At 55.3% G+C, this 22,093-nt stretch carries 14 protein-coding genes and 3 pseudogenes; 8 read left to right on the top strand and 9 right to left on the bottom strand.

The window, feature by feature from the left end; genetic code table 11:
• Positions 1-87: 87 nt before the first annotated feature.
• From AEQ63_RS03930 to AEQ63_RS03945, 5 genes and pseudogenes are all read right to left on the bottom strand, one after another.
• Positions 88-3,177, bottom strand: a complete 3,090-nt coding sequence (locus AEQ63_RS03930) for an efflux RND transporter permease subunit (protein WP_064361849.1) — start codon at positions 3,175-3,177, stop codon at positions 88-90.
• A complete protein-coding gene (locus AEQ63_RS03935; protein ID WP_064361850.1) occupies positions 3,174-4,283 on the bottom strand; it encodes an efflux RND transporter periplasmic adaptor subunit in 1,110 nt (369 codons plus the stop codon). The genes AEQ63_RS03930 and AEQ63_RS03935 overlap by 4 nt, the downstream gene beginning before the upstream one ends.
• Before the next feature lie 100 nt (positions 4,284-4,383).
• Positions 4,384-4,537, bottom strand: a pseudogene (locus tag AEQ63_RS27675) (transporter); the annotation flags it as partial.
• 153 nt (positions 4,538-4,690) lie between these two features.
• Positions 4,691-5,317 carry a TetR/AcrR family transcriptional regulator gene (locus AEQ63_RS03940; protein WP_064361851.1) on the bottom strand — a complete coding sequence of 209 codons (627 nt, stop codon included), beginning with the start codon at positions 5,315-5,317 and terminating at the stop codon, positions 4,691-4,693.
• A 133-nt stretch (positions 5,318-5,450) separates the two neighbouring features.
• Positions 5,451-6,773, bottom strand: coding sequence for an APC family permease (locus AEQ63_RS03945; protein WP_064361852.1), 1,323 nt, complete (start codon positions 6,771-6,773; stop codon positions 5,451-5,453).
• A gap of 539 nt (positions 6,774-7,312) precedes the next feature.
• Here AEQ63_RS03945 and AEQ63_RS03950 point away from each other — a divergent pair.
• Together AEQ63_RS03950 and AEQ63_RS03955 are read left to right on the top strand one after the other, a co-directional pair.
• Positions 7,313-7,672 (top strand): DUF6124 family protein, encoded by a 360-nt coding sequence (locus AEQ63_RS03950; protein ID WP_064361853.1) that lies wholly within the window; start codon positions 7,313-7,315, stop codon positions 7,670-7,672.
• Positions 7,673-7,742: 70 nt separating this feature from the next.
• Entirely contained in the window at positions 7,743-8,429 is a 687-nt protein-coding gene (locus tag AEQ63_RS03955) for a hypothetical protein (protein WP_064361854.1), read from the top strand.
• A gap of 87 nt (positions 8,430-8,516) precedes the next feature.
• On the opposite strand, the gene AEQ63_RS03960 is transcribed toward AEQ63_RS03955, so the two are convergent.
• Positions 8,517-9,497, bottom strand: a complete 981-nt coding sequence (locus tag AEQ63_RS03960; protein WP_236705232.1) for an AraC family transcriptional regulator — start codon at positions 9,495-9,497, stop codon at positions 8,517-8,519.
• Between the two features lie 187 nt (positions 9,498-9,684).
• Here AEQ63_RS03960 and AEQ63_RS03965 point away from each other — a divergent pair, with 187 nt between their 5' ends.
• A complete protein-coding gene (locus AEQ63_RS03965) occupies positions 9,685-10,197 on the top strand; it encodes a nuclear transport factor 2 family protein (protein ID WP_064361856.1) in 513 nt (170 codons plus the stop codon).
• Between the two features lie 158 nt (positions 10,198-10,355).
• Positions 10,356-11,355, top strand: a pseudogene (locus AEQ63_RS03970) (diaminopimelate epimerase).
• Between the two features lie 252 nt (positions 11,356-11,607).
• Here AEQ63_RS03970 and AEQ63_RS03975 read toward each other — a convergent pair.
• The gene (locus tag AEQ63_RS03975; RefSeq protein ID WP_064361857.1) at positions 11,608-14,739 is read right to left on the bottom strand and encodes a P-loop NTPase; all 3,132 of its coding nucleotides are present in this window, start codon (positions 14,737-14,739) and stop codon (positions 11,608-11,610) included.
• Between the two features lie 403 nt (positions 14,740-15,142).
• Here AEQ63_RS03975 and AEQ63_RS03980 point away from each other — a divergent pair.
• A pseudogene (locus AEQ63_RS03980) lies at positions 15,143-15,763 on the top strand (tyrosine-type recombinase/integrase).
• Between the two features lie 118 nt (positions 15,764-15,881).
• Here AEQ63_RS03980 and AEQ63_RS28910 read toward each other — a convergent pair.
• The gene (locus tag AEQ63_RS28910) at positions 15,882-16,100 is read right to left on the bottom strand and encodes a hypothetical protein (protein WP_064361858.1); all 219 of its coding nucleotides are present in this window, start codon (positions 16,098-16,100) and stop codon (positions 15,882-15,884) included.
• A gap of 450 nt (positions 16,101-16,550) precedes the next feature.
• On the opposite strand from AEQ63_RS28910, the gene AEQ63_RS27680 reads away from it, so the two are divergent.
• The gene (locus AEQ63_RS27680) at positions 16,551-18,131 is read left to right on the top strand and encodes a hypothetical protein (RefSeq protein ID WP_152972322.1); all 1,581 of its coding nucleotides are present in this window, start codon (positions 16,551-16,553) and stop codon (positions 18,129-18,131) included.
• Positions 18,132-18,612: 481 nt separating this feature from the next.
• On the opposite strand, the gene AEQ63_RS03995 is transcribed toward AEQ63_RS27680, so the two are convergent.
• Positions 18,613-19,530: a LysR family transcriptional regulator gene (locus tag AEQ63_RS03995; RefSeq protein ID WP_064361860.1), complete on the bottom strand. Its 918-nt coding sequence runs from the start codon at positions 19,528-19,530 to the stop codon at positions 18,613-18,615.
• Between the two features lie 145 nt (positions 19,531-19,675).
• Between AEQ63_RS03995 and AEQ63_RS04000 the strand changes: the two genes are divergently transcribed.
• Both AEQ63_RS04000 and AEQ63_RS04005 read left to right on the top strand, forming a co-directional pair.
• Entirely contained in the window at positions 19,676-20,722 is a 1,047-nt protein-coding gene (locus AEQ63_RS04000) for an SDR family oxidoreductase (protein WP_064361861.1), read from the top strand.
• 58 nt (positions 20,723-20,780) lie between these two features.
• A complete protein-coding gene (locus tag AEQ63_RS04005) occupies positions 20,781-22,091 on the top strand; it encodes an NTP/NDP exchange transporter (RefSeq protein WP_064361862.1) in 1,311 nt (436 codons plus the stop codon).
• Positions 22,092-22,093 lie beyond the last annotated feature (2 nt).

Genomic DNA, 22,093 nt, shown 5'->3' on the forward strand with positions numbered 1-22,093 from the left:
CAAACCGTCATAGAGCCTCTGCGGCGCTGTTCTTGTGCCAAAAAAAAGACCCGCCGCGTGACGAGCCTCTTCTGCCCGTCCTTCGATTCAGGCCGATTTCACCGTGTCAGCCTCTTGGTTGTTCTCAGCCCGAATCCTGAACCAGATCGCATACATCGCCGGCAGAAACACCAGCGTGATGATGGTGCCAACAAACGTGCCGCCGATCAGCGTGTAGGCCAGCGTGCCCCAGAACACCGAGTGGGTCAGCGGAATGAACGCGAGAATGGCTGCCAGCGCGGTCAACAACACCGGCCGCGCCCGTTGCACTGTCGCTTCGACCACGGCATGGAACGGCGCCAGCCCTTCCTGCTCGTTGTGATGAATCTGCCCGATCAGGATCAGCGTGTTGCGCATCAGGATTCCCGACAGCGCGATCAACCCGACCAGCGCGTTGATGCCGAACGGCTGATTGAAGATCAGCAGCGTCGGGACGACACCGATCAAGCCTAACGGCGAGGTGAGGAAGACCATGATCATCGCCGAGATCGAACGTACCTGCACGATGATGATCAGCAACGTCATGGCAATCATGATCGGCAGCAACGGCAAGATCGCCTTGCCAGCCTTGCCGGATTCTTCGATGGCGCCCGCCTGTTCAATCCGGTAACCGGATGGCAGGTTTTCGATGATCGGCTGCAACTGCTGGATGATCGCGCCGGAGACGTCCGGTGGCTGCAAACCTTCGGCGATGTCGCCACGCACGGTGATGGTCGGCGTGCGATCACGGCGGCGCAGGATCGGATCCTCCATGCGCACTTCCACCTGGCCGATCTGCGACAACGGGATGCGCTGCCCCGCCGCGCCGACCAGGGTGAAGCCTTCGATCTGTGCCGGGTCGAGGCGGATATTGCCCGCCGCACGGCCGACGACCTGCACTGATCGGATGTCCTCACGAACCGCCGTGATCGGCACGCCGCTCAGAAGAAATTGCAACTGCTGGGCCACCGCGCTGGACGTCAGCCCCACCGCCTGCAAGCGATCCTGATTCAGGTTGAAGTGCAACGTCGGCGTCAGCGGCCCCCAGTCCGTGTTGACGGTTCTCATCATCGGGCTGTCCTGCATCACCGCCCTGACCTGCTCGGCGATGTCGCGCAGCTTCGCCGGTTCAGGCCCCATCACGCGATAGGCCACCGGGAATGGCGAGTACGGGCCGAACACGATTTGCGTGGCCCGAACGCGTGCCTCTGGAGCAAGCCCTTCAGCGACGGCTTCGCGCAAACGCAACTTGAGGGTTTCGCGAGCGTCCTGGCCGTCGGTCAGCACGACGATTTTGGCGAACGATGGATCCGGCAACTCCGGCGCCATCGCCAGGAAAAACCGTGGCGCGCCCTGGCCGATATAGGCCGTGACGATTTTGGCCTCTTCCTGCTTTTGCAGCCAGGCTTCGACTTTGGCCGCCGCCGCGCTGGTCTGCTCAATGGACGTGCCGTAAGGCATCTGCACTTCGATCATCACTTCGGGACGGTCAGAGGTCGGAAAGAACTGCTTCTTCACCAGCCCCATGCCTGGGATCGCAACGGCAAACAGCGCGACAACCATGCCCGCCACCAGCCATTTCCGGGTAATCACCCACGTCAGAATCCGCCGGAAGCGGTTGTAGCGCGGCGTGTCGTAGATTGCCGCATGCCCGCCTTCGACTTTCTTGATGTCCGGCAACAGCTTCACGCCCAAGTACGGCGTGAAAGCCACAGCGACGACCCATGAAGCAATGAGCGCGATGCCGACAATCCAGAACATGTTGCTGGTGTACTCGCCCGCCGTGGACTGGGCGAATCCGTTTGGCAAAAAACCTATCGCCGTGACCAGCGTACCCGCGAGCATCGGCGCTGCGGTATGGCTCCAGGCATAGGCCGAGGCCTTGATGCGGTCGTAGCCCTCCTCCATTTTCACCACCATCATTTCAATGGCGATGATCGCGTCATCGACCAGCAGCCCCAGCGCCAGGATCAATGAGCCCAAGGTGATCCGGTCGAAGTTCTTGCCGGTGGCTGCCATCACCACAAACACGATCGCCAGGGTCAACGGCACCGCCGCTGCGACTACCACGCCGACACGCCAGCCCATGCTGAGAAAACACACGAGCATGACCACCAGCAGCGCGACAAAGAACTTGACCATGAACTCGCCGACGGCCGAGTCGATATTCACTGCCTGATCGGTGACTTTGGAGAGGGTCATGCCCAAGGGCATTTCCTCGTTGATCCTGACCGTTTCGGCATCCAGCGCCTTGCCCAGATCGAGACCGTTCCAGCCCTCGCGCATGATCACGCCGAGCAATAACGCTTCCTCGCCGTTGTTGCGCACCAGAAAGGTTGCCGGGTCTTCGTAGCCGCGCTCGACCGTCGCGACATCAGATAGCTTGAGGGTTCGCTCCTGCGCAACCACAGGCGTGTCACGGATTTTCTGTAACGTATCGAACGCGCCATCGACGCGCAGAAAAACCTCCGGCCCTTTGGTTTCGACCGATCCGGCGGGGGTCAGCACGTTCTGATTGTTCAGCGCGGCGAAGATGTCCTGCGGCGACAAGCCCAGCGTCGCCAACCGATCATGGGAAAACGAAACGAATATCCGCTCGGCCTGCTCGCCGATGATGTTGACCTTTTTCACCCCCGGCACATGCAACAGGCGCTGGCGTAATGTCTCTGCGTCGCGCACCAGCAAGCGCTGCGGCTCGCCCTTGGCTTTCAAGGCGAACAGCGCGAAGGTCACGTCGGAAAACTCGTCGTTGACCATCGGCCCGATGACACCCGCCGGCAGCCTGATTGCTTCGTCGTCGAGTTTCTTCCGTGCCTGATAAAACTCTTCCTGCACCTGCCCCGGCGGTGTGCTGTCGAGCAACGACACCAGGGTAAATGCAAGCCCCGGGCGCGTGTAGGTTTCCGTGCGGTCGTACCACTTCAATTCCTGCAGACGCTTTTCCAGGGGTTCGGCGACCTGGTCCTGCATCTCCTGCGCGGTCGCCCCCGGCCACGCGGTAATCACCGTCAGCTGCTTGACCGTGAACGGCGGATCCTCCGCCCGGCCCAACTTGAAGAACGCCAGGACACCGGCAACGGCGATCAGAAAAATCAGAAACACCGTGATCGCCCGTTGGCGAACGGCGATGGCGGAAAGGTTGAACCGGCCCTCGCTCATGGACGGCTCCCGGCAAGCTGGCCATCGTCGCGGGCAAGCAATCGCACTTCTTCGCCATCGCGCAGCAGATGCGCACCCAGCGCCACAATCGGCTCACCGACGTTGAGTTCGCCAGCGATGCGCGCCGAATCGTCACTCAATCCGAGCACCTCGACCGGACGCCATGAGACTTTCGCCGGTGTGCCTGCGATCACCCAAACGCCGGGGCCTTTGCCCGGGTTGTAGATTGCGGCCATGGGCACCTTCAGCGCCTGTTTTGCCGCAGAACTTTGCGGGATTTCAATGGTGACCGTCGAGCCGATCGGCGCATCGGCCAGTTTGCCTTCAAGCACATAGCGCGCTTCAAAGGTGCGAGTGGCGCGGTCGGCGGAGTCGGAAAGCAGACGCAGTTTTGCACTGACGGCAGCCGACGTATCACCATACAGCTTTGCCTGGGCGGTTGAGCCTGCTGCGGGGCGTAAGGTTTCGGGCAGATGAACGATGGCTTCACGCTGACCGGCGCGCGCCAGTCGCACCACCGGTTCGCCGGGGCTGACGACTTGCCCCGGTTCGACAAGGGTTTCCACCACCACGCCATCAGCGTCCGCCACCAGCACCGCGTAACCGGAAGCGTTGCGCGCAACGTCCGCCTGCGCGACAGCGGCATTGAGTTGCGCCCTGGCGGTGTCGGCGGCGGCTTTGAACTGATCGTAGGCCGATGCCGAAATGGCGCCGGCGGCGACGAGCCGGCGATTGCGCGCTTCGTCACCGGCTGTCTGCGTGGCTCGGGCGCGAGCGGCGCTCACCGCTTCTTGCTGCGCTCGCGCCTGCAGGCCGAGGTCGATAGGGTCAAGACGCATCAGTGGCTGCCCGCGCTTGACCGCCTGGCCGGTATCAACCAGACGCTCAAGCACCTTGCCCGAGACGCGAAAGCCCAGATCGCCCTGCACTCGCGCCGCCACGACACCGGTGAATGATCGTGTTCCATTTTCTGCCGGTTGCACCGCCGCCGATCTGACAATCGGCGCCAAGGTACGCGGGTCTTTTGCGCTGGAGGAATCCCCGCACGCCGTCAGGGCCAAGGGCAACAAACATACCGCGAGGGGAAAAGGTCGGAGCCGGCGCATAGAATTCCTTCACTGAAAATAAGATGACCATCATATTCTCAGTCTTGTGACCGATATCGTCAACAGTCACTACGTCGCCGGCCCGATTTTCCGCGCTGAATCAGAAGCGGTAACTGACGGAAGTGCCGAGGCCGTTGGCGTTGTTCTTGTATTTGGCGCTGTACGAACCTTTGCCTACCGAGGTGTCGTTGAATACGCGGTCCGCGATTGGTGTTGTTGGCCGGAGACTGATCAACCGAGAACCCGGTACGCAGCACTGAAATAACCAAACTGCAGCGGCCATGTAGCCCGAGTGACCATACCAGTCAGCAGTCACACCCAGAACAGCGGAAATTTCGTTGCGTCAGGAACAGGATTGGGTTGGGGCGACTGATCCGACTGATCCGACTCCCCGGATCAGCAGAGCGTCAAGGCATCAAGCTTCGCAAGATGAGGTTCGAAGTCAGCGTGGGCGCCACTTCGATGAAGTCGAGGTTGTGTTGCAGCATCAGCGGATTGACGAAGGGCCGCAGCGCCAAGTGGATCGATTCGACGGTTTCATCCAGCGGCGTCCTGCGCTCGAACTCACCGACCTCGCGCCCTTCACGGACAATGTCGGTGATAAAGCGCTTGATCTGCGCATCGTAACGCTGCGCACTCGGCCAGTTTTCGCCGGCGGCAAAGGCTGCGATGTCGTAGAGCTTGCGATCGTTGAAGAACAGGTTCACACCCGTGGCAATCACAGTTTTCACCAAACGGCGGAGACGCTCGGTGGGCGTCAGGTCTTCCTCGTTTATCGCCTGCTCCACCGCCGCAACGATCTGGCCCAGACAGTTAGCGCAGATGGCTTCGCCAATCGCCTGCTTGGAATCGAAGAATTTGTAGATGTACGCCTTGGAGAAACCGATGGCCTTGGCCAGATCGGACACCGTGGTTTTGGCATAGCCGTACTGGCTGAAATGCTCGTTGGCCGCCGCGACAATCTGATCACGAATGTCGTGATCGACGGGACCACGCGGGCCGGGGAAGGATGGGGAAACTGAAGTCTGATTCATGTCGGCAGCTTACTCACCCGCCCGCCGACTGACAACGTGCGACACATTTTGAATACCACGACCCACCCCCTGTAGGAGTGATCCTGCTCGCGATAACGCCCGCCCAAACAACACAACTCTCCAAGCTGCTGCACTACCCGGCCTTACTGATCGCGGAAAAATTGATACGAGAGCAGCCGTGCAGCAACATCCCGACAATGATCAACGCCCCCGCCCGCAACCACGTCTCCCAGCCCTGCTGACTGAGCAGAACCAGACACGACACGATCGCAAGCACCGGAACGAAGGTCGGCACGCGAAAGTGCTCCTCCTCGACCCTGTCGCGACGAAGCACGAGCACCGCCACATTGGTACTCAGAAACACGAACAGCAACAGTAAAACCACCGTCTCTGCCAGCGTTGCCAAAGTGCCCGTGAGTGTCAGCGCAATCGCCACCAGGGTGGTTGCGACAATGGCCGCCCAAGGAGTTTTTCGTTCAGGCAGCACCGCCCCCAAAACCCCCGGCAACAGACCCAGATTGGCCATGCCATACGTCAATCGACTGGCCATGATCATGGTTAACAGCGCACCGTTGGCCACAGCGATCAGCGCAATGAAAGAGAACAGCGCCGGCGGGATTGCGAGGGTCGACGCGCGGACAACCTCCAGCAAAGGCGCCGACGTGGCTACCAGTTTCTCGGTAGGCAACACCGAAGAAGCCGCCACACCCACCGCCATGTAAACCACGCCAGCCGTGATCAAAGCCGCGAACAAGGCGCGCGGGTAGACCTTGCGCACATCCTTGATTTCCTCGGCCAGATTGGCCGAAGTTTCGAAACCCACGAAGGAGTAGAACGCGAGCAATGCCGCACCCAGCACCGCCAGCATGGGGCTGACGCCCGGTTTGAACGTGAGCGTTCGCCCCAGATCCGCCTCGCCTGTGCGGAAATACCAGACCGCAGCCACGATTACCAGAAGCAGCCCCGACAGTTCAATCACGGTCATCACCAGGTTCGCCCCGAGCGACTCCTTGATCCCCCGCGCATTGAGCAGGCCGATAGCCAGAAGAAACACCAGCGCGGCAACCTGCGGCGATACGTCGACGAAGGCGTTCAAGTAATCACCGGCAAACGCCAGCGACAAACCCGCAGCGCTGGTGACCGCAGCCGCCAGCATGCAAAAACCGACGAGGAAGGAAATGAGCGGTGACTTGAACGCCTTTTCCGCGAACACCGAAGCCGCGCCGGCGTGGGGATATTTGGTCACCAGCTCCGCGTAGGAACCCGCCGTCAACATGGCAAAGAACAGCGCAATCAGCAGCGGCACCCAAATCGCGCCGCCCACCTCCCCCGCGATCGTTCCGGCGAGGGCATAAACCCCCGCCCCCAGAACATCGCCGAGAATAAACAGAAACAGCATCGGGAAAGTGATAGCCCGGCGCAGAGAAGTTTTATCAGAGGGAGCCGTCACGGTCATTCCTTGGTTCAGGTGTGGAGGAGCTGGTGGTTGTCACCTCAAACAATGGAAATGGCGCCGAAAGCAAAGTTCAAAATCTGTGATGGGATGAACCGCAGAGTACAAAGTGCCTCCCCTGTAGGAGTGAGCCTGCTCGCGAAGACTCCAGCCCAGTCAACACACAACATCAGCCAAACCCAATTTCCTAAACACCTCGTTTAAAAGCGATATCCAGACCATGCCAGCAAGCTACAACGCCTTGCGCCATTGCCTACGACTACGCCAGAATCCGCCGGCTTGTGCGCCTCGGGCCGTGGTTCTATCGTTGGCCGGTCACTGAAAAACAGTGATCGGGTTTGGTAGCCCGGGTATACGAGGTGCGCAATGACACCATTTGGCCAAGTCTTCGCCTGGCTTCTATGGTGGCTATGCGCAGGGCGCTTTCGAGCGCGCCGGTTTTGCCTCGTGTCCCGGTCTACCAACCTGTGCATGGCCGCCACCCTTCGTTTGGTAGCGAACGGGTGATGGCTCCTTTCTAAAGCGGCATGAGGAGAAACATCATGTTCAAGGTCACACCTAATCCCCCGAACACCGACACCTCCCCCTACGAATCCCTCGACTCAAAAAAACTCCACGAAGCCGCCGACCGCGCCCTCGACCACTACCTCAAACCCACCGACACCCTCAAAACCACGCCCTACCAAACCAGCAGCATGTTCCTCGCCAACCCGAAAATCGCGACTGAAGAATTGCTGGTCAACGCCAGCGAATCGCTGGGCTCGGCCTCGGTGATGTTGAGTGATGTGATCGGGATGGTTGAAGGATCTGCGCGCAAGACACTGCAAGGTATCGCGCAGGTCGTCATGCTCGGCGAGCTGGCGGTTAATCAGGCGTTGGATAACGTCGTGCCGGTGGAGTAACCGAAAACGCCCTGTGACGACTTACCAAGCTCTCACAGGGTTTCCAATCTTCAGATCTGAAGGACAAGAGATGAGCGACCAGAACAACCCATCGGCAGACCAGCGCGGACTGAAAAAATATCTCCGCATCGACGCAGCTCTTTTTATAGCCAGCATGCTGGGCGCTTTTACGCTGAGCGGTTTCGCTCACCTTGAGAAGTTTTATCTAACGCTCGATGTGCCCATCGAACGATTAAACATCAGCGCCCAGCAATACCTTTCCTATGGTGCTTCCGGGTTCGGATCTTTTCTCTCTGCTCTCTTCTTCGCCATGGCTCTGGTCGGGATTGTTTCCCTGCTGATACTGCTTTTCGAAAAAAGAAAACTGGACGCGCCCCAACCTGCCCCACCGGCAAAATGGGTCGCCGATGTGCGTGAACGAGCCGCAGAAAACCGCGGCATGTTTATCATCGTGGGTTCTATTTTCCTCCTCGCGTTTTTGTTGATGACCGCCTGGTATCTGTTGGTCCGAGTGCCTTCAAATGCGGGACGGGCAGCAGCGCTGGAACTGGCAACAACATGCGAGGTGCGGCAGTTTACCTACAAGAATCTCGACCAGTTCAGCGGGTGCAAGGTTTCAGAATCTGACGACATGCTTTATCTACTGAAACGAGTCAAGGTTGACGCAGCAGGCATTGAATTTCAGACATTCGAACTACCGAAGACAGGGCTCAAAAGCATCTCTGGCGAGGTGCAGAGTTATAAATACAAGCGGTGAAGTTCGTAATCCATGCCGCTTCGTGTGGATCCCGTCCTGGGAGCCAAGCGCTTTAGCCCGCAGGGCAACCGTCGCCCGGTCATCCGATCATCCGTTCGACACCTCGACTGCCCTACGCAGCCGCCAAGCGTCCTTCGCCGGCGGCATACCGAACAAGCGGGCATAGTCCCGACTGAACTGCGAGGGACTTTCATAGCCGACTGCATAACCCGCCTCTGCGGCATCGACCGCTTCGGTGACCATCAGCCGCCGTGCTTCCTGTAGCCGCAACTGGTTACGAAATTCCAGCGGGCTCATTGAGGTGATCGCCTTGAAATGCGCATGAAACGAGGAACGGCTCATCCCGGCGATACCGACGAGGTCATCTATCCGGCACGCTTCGTTGTAATGGCTGCGCAGCCAGGCAATGGCCTTGGCGATCTGGTTCAAGCGGCTGCCTGCCTGCGCCATCTGCCTGATGATGCTGTTGCCGTTCTCGGTGAGAAGGCGATAAAGCATTTCGCGAATCACCAGCGGAGCGAGCGCTTCGATATCCCGTGGCCTGTCGAGCAGCCCGGCCAGCCGAACCGCGGCATCCAGCAGCTCCGGAGTCGTATCGTGGAGCACGATGCCTGCGCAAGGCACCTTGCCGCTCTCTTCAGGCAGAGGATGGCGCAGCGCAAGTTCACTCATCACAGTGGTATCGAGATCCAGCGCCAGGCACAGATAAGGAACAGCCTCACTCGCCTCGATGACCGAGCCCATGACCGGAAGGTCTACCGATGCAATCAGGTACTTGGCCGGATCGTAAACATAAGCGGTAGTACCCAGCATCGCCTGTTTTCGTCCCTGAGCCACAAGGCAAAGCGTTGGCTCGTAAACCACCGGCATAGGCATCGTGGGCGTAGCCGAGCGAATCAGTCTGACACCCGGAATCGCGGTGCTGTGGATGCCGTCATTCCGGGCGTGACGACCAACGATATCGACAAGCTTGGAAAGGGAACTCAAACGCAACTCCATAACGAGGGCATGCGGCGGTTTAACAACTGGTATCGGATGATCAAGCAAGAAATCAGGACGATCCTGCAACAGCCCTCCTCCGCTCGTAAGTCACACTTCAGATGAGGCCCGGAGGTTAGCGTCCCGCGCCGACGACTCTTTGCCAAAGACCCATATAGAACAACGGCGTCGGGGAACGCAACTAGCGGCTTACAGATGACAACAACGGCCCATCGAACTCGGCGGGGCTCATCGGACAGATTAAGGAGCACAGCAAATGACGTTTGTTCAACGCTTCTCTACAGCGGTAGCACTAGTCCTCTCCACTTTCATTGCAGGGCTGGCGCCCGCCGTGGCCAGCGAACCGACTACGGAACGCAATCGCCAATTCATCGCGCAAGCGTTCAACCAGTGGGCTCAAGGCGGCCGGACGTTCTTCACAGATGTCCTGGCTCCCGATGTGATCTGGACAATCAAGGGAACGAGTCCCTCGGCGGGTACTTATCGGGGTCGGGATGACTTCTTGAAACGGGCAGTCCAACCCTTCGCAAAACGGCTTGCCTCGCCCGTTCGCCCGACGGTGACGGATATCTGGGCTGAAGGCGATGACGTCGTCGTGCACTGGGACGGCACCGCCACCGCAGCCGATGGCGCGCCTTATCGCAACAGCTACGTATGGATCATGCGCATGCAAAATCTGCAGGCAGTTGAAGTCACTGCCTTTCTCGATCTGGTGGTTTATGACGACGTTATCAGGCGAATTCCGCTTGAAGCGGGCGATGTGGAATAGATAAGCCCGCCAGGATCGACTGGAGGATCTGCTCGCGAGACGCTGCGAGATTTTACGTAGGTGCGCAATGTCAGCGAATGTCTGCTTTCGGCCAGAAGCGGTCGATCGCTGGCGAGCGACGCACTTCCCCAATCTGCTTGAGACCGCAAGGAATCGCAATGACCCACAGTTACAACGCACGTGGCAATATCTACGCCGTCGCCAGCCCGCAGACATTGCGTGCGCTCGGTATCGATGTGCCTGTTGACCCCGAAGAGGCCGCTTCGACATACAGGTCATGGGCACCGCAAGCGATCAGTGCAGTGTGCAGTTGGCCCAGTGGTGAGAGACCCGCCGGAGCCAAGGTTCACCGTTCTGACGGCCTTTTAGTTGGCCCATTTCAACAAGCGGCGCCTTTCGATCTAATTATCGTCAATACAGACAGCACGCTGGCCGAACGCAGCGGCAATGGACTAACAATATTTGCCCAATCGTTGACCGATAACGAACGGGTGGCACCTGAAACGCCCTTCACGATGTGGGTACATCACGATGCAATTCGATCCCCGACACCAGTAACCGTTGAGCCGGCACATATCGACGGCGTATCAGGATTTTGGCTTCATCTGGGCCAGCCACTATTCGGGCCACATGCCGTTGATGCTTTCGGCCCAAATATCAGTTCTGCGGTGCTGAACGGTCGACCTGTTAGTTCTTTAAAGGGGCTAGAGCAGATCCGGGATAAATGGACACGTAGCGTATTGGTCAGGGTTGGCAACCCCCATTGCGTGACGTTGCTCGGATTCGCACGACCTTCCCGGTTTCGATCTGCTGCATGTGGATCCCCTGCTCACCGCTCTTACACACATCGCATTCGCTAAAGGCGAGTTAGGCGGAGGTGACCCGTGTCTCGCTGATGTAAATCTTTAATGGGCTTGTTTAGCGGCAGACAACGAGATCGATGCCGTGATTTTCGAACGCGGTGAAGGGCCGACGGCGTCTTCCGGCACCAGTGCGAGCGCCGTAGCGTGTGCGGCCTGGATGATAGGGTGGATCAAAGCAGGAGTGGTGAAAGTAAGAATGCCAGGCGGGATCGCCCCCGTGCGACTTCTTGAACAAAATGGAAAGTTGCAGCAAGTCTTACTGTTCGGCGTCGCGCATAAGTTGGGCGTGGTTTAGACAGCAGTCCTTTCTATCACTTCGGCCTCATCTGTCCGCTATGGGTCGTTTTCAGCGCCTCCAGTAAGGCAAGACTCCGCCAGAAGCGGACGTCGAGCCGTCTGACAAATTTTGGACGGCACGATCCAAGTCGTTGGGAGCGCACTATAAAGCATTTAATACGATGCAAGCTCCTCCAGTTACCAACAGTGATGCGATATCGCTGAAAGAGCACACACCTACCTACAAAGTATCGCCGCAGCCCCCGCCAAATCAAAATTTAATAGATACCTGTCTTGCCGTAGGGCCTTTCATTGTAAATGCAAGTGTAAATACCACATCAACATTTGCCTTGATGCCCTCAGAGGGTAAATTAGTAAATCGAGAGGATCCTGCAAATATACTATCATTCAGCTCTGTGCACCGTACAAAACAAAAACTTACATGTTCCTGAGTAATATGCCCTGTAAATAACTTGGGAGAACCTTCATTACCAATAACATCTCCCTGTATGTAATTTTTTTGGCTTGGAGAAATTCTAGCTCTTTTCAAAAACGCAAAAATCTCTTTGGCTTTCGCTCTACTGCCATTTAGATACTGATGTCGGGCGTACCAAAATTGCGCATCATAATTAGAGTCCGATGGCGAAAAACTGCGTTTCAAATGGTGATCTATTTCGTCATTTTTATTATCGTCTTTTTGATCAATCAACAGCTTTGCCAACTCCAGGTGCAGTGGCTTACTATTTGGATTTTGAGAGATACCTTCCCTAAGTATCCTCTCTGCATCAAGTATGTTATTACTTTGTGCTCGCTGCCGGGCGAGTCGGATTGAGACAAACTCGCTAGAACTATGGGACTTATACGCTTCTTCCAATATTATCTTAGCTTTATTATCGTCATTCAGCTTTATCGCAAGCTTCTCCTGCCTTGTTTGAAGGTACTCATCACCAGGGAATTTTTGAAGGCCATTATAAATGGTTGTCTCGATCCGCTTCACGAGTTCAAGAAATGCCCTTTTTGTTAGATCGTCATCCGGATGCGCATTTATGTCGCGAACCTTTTCATCTAGCTCATCGAGTTGTAACTCTGCCAATCCATTTGATGCCCTAGAGTCTTTTTGGCTGAGAATAAGTCTTTCAAATATGGCACGAGCCTCTGTGCGGTATTTATCAACCTCTAGATCCGTACGTGCCTCTCTGGCTAGACGTTTGTAGATCATTGCTTTGGTGTGTGCGATTGCTTTATCAGTACGATGCTCAGGAAGTGCTTTCTCCGCTTGAAGAATTACACTTAGAGCAGCTTTCGTATCGCAACCAGGATGATTAAGCTCGAAAACAGCTTTTTGATGAAGAACGTAGTGAGCGGAGGCTCCTGTCTGCTCTGCCACGTCGTAAATTCGCCCTACTAAAGCTTTATCACCAAAAAGCTCAGCTAACAACTTCCCCTTTATAAGATGTGCGAACGCTTCATTGTCTGCGCTATATTCAAGATTCAAATGCTCTAACACACGCACTATCTGTGCTGCTTTTTCTTCAGATGTCCGAAGTGCGTGTTCGAATACAAACTTCGCTATAAGGGGATGTCGAGCCACGTACGCATAATCACGAGACGAATGGTCCAAGTACACTTTTACAACATGTTCAAGCGGGCCAAAGAATCGCTTCCGAAAATCTTCAATACCAATGCCAGAAATTCGAGAAATTAAACCGACCCTTACAGGGACGTTTAGTCGATTTAGAGTGCAGACATCCATATACAGAATTTGCGCTTCCGATGGCGTAATATGTCTATACTCGTCGAGCACAATTTCTTCGAATGGTTTCCCGGCAGTGGCTTCATGCAACGCCACCAATAGTTGCCGATCAGCGGTAAGTGAAAAGTGCTCTCGAATACGCTCGATTTTTTCTGATTTAAAACTCCCAAGGCAATTATGCTTTGTAAGTTTATCAATAAGCTCTGTGATTTCTCTTTCAGAGAGAGTTGAAATTTCGTACTCAGATTTCACATATTGATCTATGTCAGCAGCAAATCTATTCCACTCATTACTCCTAGCACTAGTTATGATTGAAATATTTGCTGGTTCATACTCAAAAGCTCGATAGAGCTTTATCATCTCAGCGACATTGGCTACAGCATCATCAATTATTAGAATTAGTCTCCCTTCACACTTTAGTGCAAGCTCCTTAACCAAAGAAGGCCGAAGCATCGCACCGTCACGCAACCTAACGACTGTACCCTCTAACTCGTTAGCGGTGTACCATGCTATTCTTTTGAGAAGTATTGTTTTGCCGCTGCCTGCGTATCCCTTAAGAAGAAAGGTATTAACGCCTTTTAGGTCGCTTTCAATAACAGCGTCCATAATTATGGTGTCGCCAACTCGCCGCTTGATGTCAAGCTCTTGCTGAATACCACCCCAGTCGGTATCGAGCCCTTTGTAGAAATCGATAGGCGAAATACCTTGAGTGGTTAACCCAGGATAAATATGCTCAAGCTCCATGCTTAGATAGGTATTAAGTTCAGCAGAAATTTGCACATCATTTTTGAGGTGCTTAAAGATCGGGCTTTTCTCAGGAAGTTTAAGACTTGCAAGTATTCTAGTGCTGCGATCGATTTTTTGATCTAAATAAGCTAAAAACTCTTCCAGCGTGGCTTTTATTGGCGTTATACGCCTGCCTGACCACATTTTCATATCGTACTTCCCTAAACCGGGATCGACTAATGCATAAGATGGCCGATTGATTCCCATATCGTTTAGATCGAACAAAATTTGCTGGATATTCGGATCACTGAGTTGATAGCCACAAAATATAATAGGATGTTCTAAACCATACTCAGATAAATGCCCAAAAAGTCTCTTTCGCCCATTTTTGTATTTAGCATATTCTTCGCTAGCTAGAATCAGTGGAAGTAGCGGATCATTGATCGTATTTAAACAACCATGCAGCTTGAAGTACGGAAGATCATTTAAACTACCTATGACCTCACTAAAATTATCTCCATCACGAATAATAGGCGAAATATTTTGCAGACGATTAGGGGAAGACGCATATGCGCGCTCGACAATCAAATCGTAATTAGTTGTAAATATTGAGTGCCAACGAAATGTCGGAATGATTTTGTGGAAATCGGCAGGCTGGAGTGGGTGGAATAACTTCTTAATATATTGCTGTACCTCTAACAGCCCAGCTTCATTCTTCGCATAGTCTGCTACTTGTACCAGCGTTTTTTTCTTTTCGTCACCCCCTAGAAACTGGTCTGAAATTTTATCCCTCAGCCCCTCACCCGACAGAGGCCGCTCATTTTCTGGGCCGCATGCACCAAACGAAGCACCTGCACCTAAGAATAGGATAGCCTTGCCTTTCGCAATTTTATCCAGCATCCAAGCCCCGATATGATCTTCCATATTCTAAATTCCCTATAGCCGTGATAGTGAGAGGTCAGCCCAGTTCGAGTGGTCCTGATGTCGAGTTCCTGATGTCGAGATAATGCCTAATGCCTATCCTTCCGTATAGGAGCCGATGAACTAGAATATGGCTCTCACCTGATGATGAGCTAGTGACTACACGTAAAGCTTTGTGGGCGGCTGGCTTGCTCATCGCTTGCTTTCTGGGCAGGAGGTAGAACCAGAGAAAAAACATTGCTTGCAGCATCGCTCGCTAGATTACGTTCAATCCTCTGCCACCAGATGCCACCGGCAGCTTTGGGTCGATTTATGCCTTTGCTGACAGGCAGCTATGGGTCTGATAGCCACCACCAGCCATTGTGACTGATCCACCCTTGTCTTCCCTCAACGTGGAGGACGAGCCATGAATACTGTTGCTAGATACCGCCATCAGCCTTGGAACAAGGGAAAGCTTGTCGGTCAGAAAGCCCCGCTCCGAGTCAGAGATATCTGGGCTATCCGTGTAAGACTTCAGCTTGCTGAGAAGACGCGTGATTTGGCGCTCTTCAACTTGGCCATCGATAGCAAACTGCGTGCCTGTGACTTAACCAAATTGCGGGTCCGAGACATTGCCCATGGGGAGCATGTGTCGTAACGGGCCATCGTGATGCAGCAGAAAACTCAACACCCAGTGCAATTTGAAATCACGGAACAGACCCGTACGGTTCTGGAAGCGTGGATGCGCCAGGCGCGTCTTCGCAGTGAGGATTTTTTGTTCCCGAGCCGGTTGCACGCTTCAGAGCATTTATCCACTAGGCAATACGCTCGAATAGTCAAAGCGTGGGTGACGACCATTGGCCTTGACCCAACCATGTATGGTACTCACACGCTACGGAGAACCAAGGCTTCGTTGATTTATCGCAGGACGAAGAACCTGAGAGCGGTTCAACTCCTGCTTGGTCATACGAAGCTTGAAAGCACTGTGAGGTACTTGGGAATCGAAGTCGATGATGCCTTGGAAATGGCGGAGCAGACGGAGGTGTGACCATTCACAGCGACGGTCGTGCCTGACCGTCGCCATCCGTCCCTCTATCAGTCACTTGTGTCTACAAAGTCACGGGGCCATTCCAATCAGAGGGCAGTCCTGGACCTCACTGAGTGATCTAAGACTGGCGTACCCTCATAATGGAATCTGTGATGGCTTGAGCATTTGTGTCCAGCGTTTCCATTGCCGATATCGTATTAGCGGCGACAGTTCCTACCCCATTTTCCGCCAGCCATTTGGTTATTTCTTCTATCGCTGCACATAGGGCGTGCTGGATGTGGAGGAGCAATGTCAGAGCGTCCGCTGTGGCGATTTTGCAATTTGAGTTATCGGGCATGACGGTCGTCCTTGAGTAATGATGCCGGAAGCCTAGTTCATCTCGCCGTTGCCTTTCCCAGATCTACCCAGCTATTTGGATTCGATCTGACGCTCCTTTGGACCGAATTTGACCTGTGCATCCCTAGGTTATGACCGGCAGAGGTCGACCCAAAGCTGTCGGTCACTACTAGCCACGAATAATCGATTGAAACGGATTAAAAGCCGGCAACCGGTAGCTTTTTTTCAGTCCGATGTCCTTAGATCGCTCTCACTATAAACTGTCTAAGACGATTTGAAGGATGCATTATTTGATTTCGCAATTTTAGGGCGAGAGTTAATTCCAAAATATTATCGGCTTGATTTGTATTTTAGGGGGGTGGAGTAACGCTGTGAGGTCATTGCTGGCCTACTCTAAATCCCACCTCAGCGCATAGCGTGAGTGAAAACCAAAAAAACAAAGGAGCATGAAATGGCATATATAAATCGAGGTAGTCAAATTGGAAATCGCCCTTGGGACGCGTTCTCGCCTCTAAAACGTGTTGATGCTTCGCAAATTGGGCTACTGTCTCTATCTGCTTCTGCGCTGCTTAGGGATGAACTTTTAGATGGAATATCAATTACTAGAAAAGATATTCCTGCGCATTGGGTTAGCGAGAAATATGTCCATCACGCGATTTCATTATCGCACCGAATCGAAAATACTAGATTTTTTCTGGGGCCCCAAATTGTAGCAACTCGGGATGATATTAGACAGTTGTCTCACTTTTTGGTAATGGAATCTGATGCGTTGTACTTGATAACTACTGAGCTTGGGGTGATAAAGACTAAGCTTGTAGTGCAGGAAGGGGAGGTGCGGCGAGCGACTATTTGCTTAAATAATTACTCAGGGAAGGTAAGCTGTCTTTATTGTTTGAAGAAAAGTGATGGGTCTTACGGGCTTTATCTTGATAGTGCTGAGCTGAAAACATTATCAAGCGATTTGGATTTTCCTTTTATGGCTTGGTCGCAAGAGCCAAAAGGAAATGTCCCCATGGCAGAGCCGTCTTTCGGCCTAATCACATACAAGTGTCGCTCAAGTGGGAAGATGTTTGTTCGCTCTATGGATGTTTCTGGACGCGTTGCTCCTGAGCGAGAACTAAGCGATCAATTAGTTTTGGGTGGGGCTGATTTTTCAATCCATGAAAATCAGGTGATGCTACATGTGGATTCGATGTTTGATGGTGAGTTAATTCCGAATTTTGCGATATCTGTTGATCAGGGGAATAATTTTTCCGCCTTTTCTCCTGTCGATCTCAATGGGTTCAAGCCGGACTTGGTAATACCCACGTCTTCGCCGGTAGCAAGGGATTATCATGGAAATTTTCATATACCTATAGCCGTAATGAAAGATGGAAGGCAGCATCTTTTCGACGTGCATGGCGGAGATGCTGTTGAGGCAATGGTTCTAGATGGGAGGGGCTTTGGGTATAACCTACTGGTATTTCCCAAGTCGCCCAAAGCGACAGACATCCTAGGGAAAGGAGATGGTGTTACAGATGGAATAGGTATTATCGCTACGACTATATCGGAGGGTAAGCTTTATATATCGAACTCACAGGCTGGAGGCTATCATTATCCCATGGAGCGTGCAGTGAATCACGATATGACTCAAATGTTCGCATTTAGAGCTACAGAGTGTTGTTATACTAGGGCTCAAAACGCCAACATGGTAAGTATGGACTATTTGTTTCTAGAAAGTAATGATGATGGAGATCCCCTTTCAAATTCGTTATGGCTCGAGACATGGGATATGCCGTTGCCGCAACCAGAGCTTGTTGCTAGCTCTGTAGGCGGGATTGCTATTGTTAAAATAATAAAAGATGCCTGGTTTGAAAGCGGTAAGACGACTTTTGTATTTAGTGATCCCAAGGTTAATATATTGGATATAAAATTTATTGACGGTCGAGAGGTTGAGATCGCCACAGATGCTGCGAATTTGACTGGTATGAAAGTGACCTTCGACATGAGAAACTTTTACTACTGGCACCAAGGTTCTGCATTAATCTCTTAAAAATATTTATTTCTACTTGCGCCAGTTCTCTGGCGCTTTTTTTGAGTGAGTTGTTGTGTGGTCGTCACTGTAAATGGGGGCGCAGGCTATACAGCCCAAAAATATTTATTTATTGTGTGTGATAAAAATAATCACGGTCACTTGTTTTGTTCGCTTCCACGTTCTGGCATTGTTATTTGATACCCGCGTCGCCTCGGGCAAAAAAACTAGTGCCTTAAGGGCTGCCTGAAGTGGCTGGACAATTCCCGGTCGCTTCGCGATCAGTAATTTCAGAAACTGAACCTCAGTCGAACCACAATCAGGTTTTTCGATTTTTTTGCATTTCGGCTTTGAGCATCTCGCAGCAGCCAGTCACTAGACTACAGAGGCACTTTTAATGTACTCGCCAGTATATGAGTGAGGGGCCGCTTCTGGCCGATTGCTGCCCGTCGCCATGCGCGCCCTGCTGGCAGACCATGCATTAGCCTCACGAAACAGCGCTTCAAACACCTGAACTCTCCGCAATCTCCCCTTCCCCCCGCAAAAAATCCACAAACGCCCTCAGCGGCGAAGGCATGTGACGGCGGCCGTGATAGTAAAGAAACGGCCCGTCGAAGGCCTGCCACCAGGCCTCGAGGATCGGCACCAGTCGACCATCGGAGAGCGGCTCGCGCAGAAAATCCTCGAAGGGATAGATGATGCCCAGCCCGTTGATGGCCGAGCGAACTGTCAAATCGTGGGACGACGTCAGCAGTGGCCCTTGAGGCGGGATACGCACAATGCGGCCGTCTCGATGGAATTCGAACACGCCCACTTTGCCACTCTCGAATCGATGACCAAGCAGGTCATGGCCTGGCAGTTCTTCGGGGTGAGTGGGTGTCCCACGTTCAGCCAGATAGCGCGGCGCGGCCGCCGCGACGAAGCGTTGGCGACGCGGGCCGATGGGCACGGCGATCATGTCCTTGGCCAGGCTCTCTTCATAGCGCACGCCGGCGTCATACCCTCCAGCGTTGACGTCGACGAAGGTGTTGTCCATGACGACTTCGACACTGACCCCTGGATAAAGGCGCAGAAAACGCGCCAGCAGGTCGGGCAACAGAAAGCGTGCCACCGGCACTGGCACGTTGAGCTTTAGCGTGCCGACCGGGCGCTGAGCGTCGTCGTCGAGATCGTTGAAAGCGGCGTCAATTTCTTGCAAGGCCGGGCGCAGGCGCTCGAGCAGTCGCTCGCCGGCTGCCGTTGGCGTGACGCTGCGGGTGGTTCGATTGAGCAGGCGCACGCCCAGATCGCCTTCCAGCCGACGCATGCAGTCGCTCAGCGACGAGGCGGACAAACCGCGCTTCTGCGCCGCAGCACGAAACCCCCCCGCCTCGACCACCGCAGCAAATATCGACACATCGGTAAGGTTTGGTTTACGCATGGATGCTCCCTCCGCAGGCGCCTGACTGTACGCCATACCGTACGGGCCATCCACCAATGCCCGGCTTATCCTCGCGCATTCGTACACCGATACTGCTCACTCGCCCCGCCAACCGGGAACCTATGACGCGAATGAGAACTCCCCGATGATTCATTCACCCGCTACGCCGAGCAATACCGCGACCCAACGCATCCTCAAGGCCGCCCGAACGCTGTTCGCCATTTCCGCACTGACCGGCACACTGGCTGCGGAGGCCACTCCCCGAACGGAGCCGAAGCCGGACTGGTCCACCCAGGACATGCCCAGCCAGAAAGGCCGCATCGTGCTGGTCACCGGGGGGACCAGCGGCATGGGCTACGAGGACGCGCTGGCCTTGGCACGAGCCGGTGCCGAGGTGATCATCGCCGCACGCAACGCCGAGCGCGGCCGCGAAGCGATCGCCAACATCAAACAAGCCGTGCCTGAGGCGCGCGTGCAATTCGAAACCCTGGATCTTGCCAATCTGCAATCGGTGCGCGACCTCGCCAACCGTCTGCAAGGGCGCCTGCCAAGGCTCGACGTGCTGATCAACAATGCCGCGATCATGTCGCCGCCGGTTCGCGGCGTTTCGGCCGACGGCTACGAGATGCAGCTGGCGACCAATTACCTGGGGCATTTCGCCCTGACCGGCCTGCTGATGCCCCTGCTACGCAAAAGCGACGATGCTCGGGTGGTCAGCCTGTCGAGCATCGCCGCAGGCCGCGCAACCCTGAACTTCGACGATTTGCAGGCTGAGCGCGCTTACGACCCTTTCGCCACCTACAGCCAATCGAAACTGGCGATACTCAAGTGGAGTATTGAGCTGCAGCAGCGCAGCGACGCTGCCGGTTGGGGCATACGCAGCATCGCCGCGCACCCCGGCGTTGCCGTGACCGAGCTGATCGCCCGTGGGCCTGGCCTGGACAGTCAATTCGGCAAACAATGGGCGGTAGAGCGGGACCTGTATCATTCCGCAGCGCAGGGCGCGCTGCCGACGTTGTATGCGGCGACGGCGCTGGAGGCCGTCGGCGGCGCCTACTATGGGCCCACCGGAGACAACGAGAAGCGCGGACCGCTGGGCTTTGCCAGGATGCCACCGGCCGCTGCCGATCGCTCGAATTCGGACACACTGTGGCAACTCTCCGAGCGACTCACCGGCGTCACTTACCGCTGACCGCGCCGGCACGGGCAAGCCCCGTGCCATTGCCCCGCCACTCCTACAGGAGCGCAACATGGATATGTCCCTTCTCGCCCACCGCGCGGGCACTATCATCAATGCCGAGGCGCACGAGCTGCGCCCTGCGCTCCATGGCTTTCTGCTGTTCGTTTGCCTGTTCGCCGGCTATTTCATGCTCCGCCCGATCCGCGAATCGATGGGCATCACTGCCGGCGTCGAGAACCTGCAGTGGCTGTTCACCGCGACCTTCCTGGTCATGCTGGCGGCCGTTCCGCTGTTCGCCTGGCTCAGCGCACGCGTGCCGCGCCTGCATTTCGTGGACTGGGTGTACGGTTTTTTCTGCGCCAACCTGCTGTTGTTCGCCGCCTTGTTTGTGGGTGAGGAAAGCCCGTGGCTGGCGCGCGTGTTTTACGTGTGGATATCGGTCTACAACCTGTTTGTCGTATCGGTCGCCTGGAGCCTGATGGCCGATGTCTTCGACAGTGCCCAGGCCAAACGTCTGTTCGCGTTCATCGCGGCGGGCGCCAGCGTCGGCGGCCTGAGTGGCCCTGCGCTGAGCGCCTTGCTGATCGGTCCGCTGGGTGAGTCCGGCCTGATGCTGCTGGCCGCTGTTCTGCTGGCCGCTGCGATGTGGTTCAAGCGCCAGCTGATGCACTGGCGTGAACGGGGTGGCGCAGGACGCCCCGATGCCGCGCCGAGCGAAAGCCCCCGCAGGCCGTTGCCGGGCAATCCGTTCAGCGGTATGACGGCCGTTTTGAAATCACCCTATCTGCTCGGCATCTGCGGCTTTGTGGTGCTGCTGGCGACAGTCTCCACCTTCCTTTACTTCGAGCAGGCACGCGTCGTCGCCGAACACTTCCCGGACCGCGAGGCGCAGGTGCGGGTGTTCGGCATCATCGACTTTGTCGTGCAGGCGGGCGCCCTGCTCTGCCAGCTGTTCATCACTGGACGCCTCGCCCAAAAGCTCGGCGTCGGCGTGCTGTTGGCTATGGTGCCGCTGGTCATGTGCGCGGGGTTCATCGGCCTGATTTTCGCGCCCAGCTTCGGCCTGATCGCGGCGCTGATGATCGTGCGCCGCATCGGTGAATACGCCTTCGTGCGCCCAGGCCGGGAGATGCTGTTTGCCCCGCTCGATGCCGAAAGCAAGTACAAGGCGAAGAACGTCATCGACACCGTGGTCTACCGCGCCGGCGACGCCATCAGTGCCTGGGCGAAAAGCGCGCTGGACGCCCTCAGCCAAGGTGCAGGCATGGCAGCGCTGGTCGGCGCGCTGTGTGCACTGCTATGGGGTCTGCTGGGTTGGCGGCTCGGCGACCGGGCGGACCGACAATCCAGTGCGTCGGCAGCGCGGCAACCCCATACGTAACG

The organism is Pseudomonas sp. RIT-PI-o (genome assembly GCF_001297215.1).
In the GTDB taxonomy this organism is placed as follows: domain Bacteria; phylum Pseudomonadota; class Gammaproteobacteria; order Pseudomonadales; family Pseudomonadaceae; genus Aquipseudomonas; species Aquipseudomonas moraviensis_A.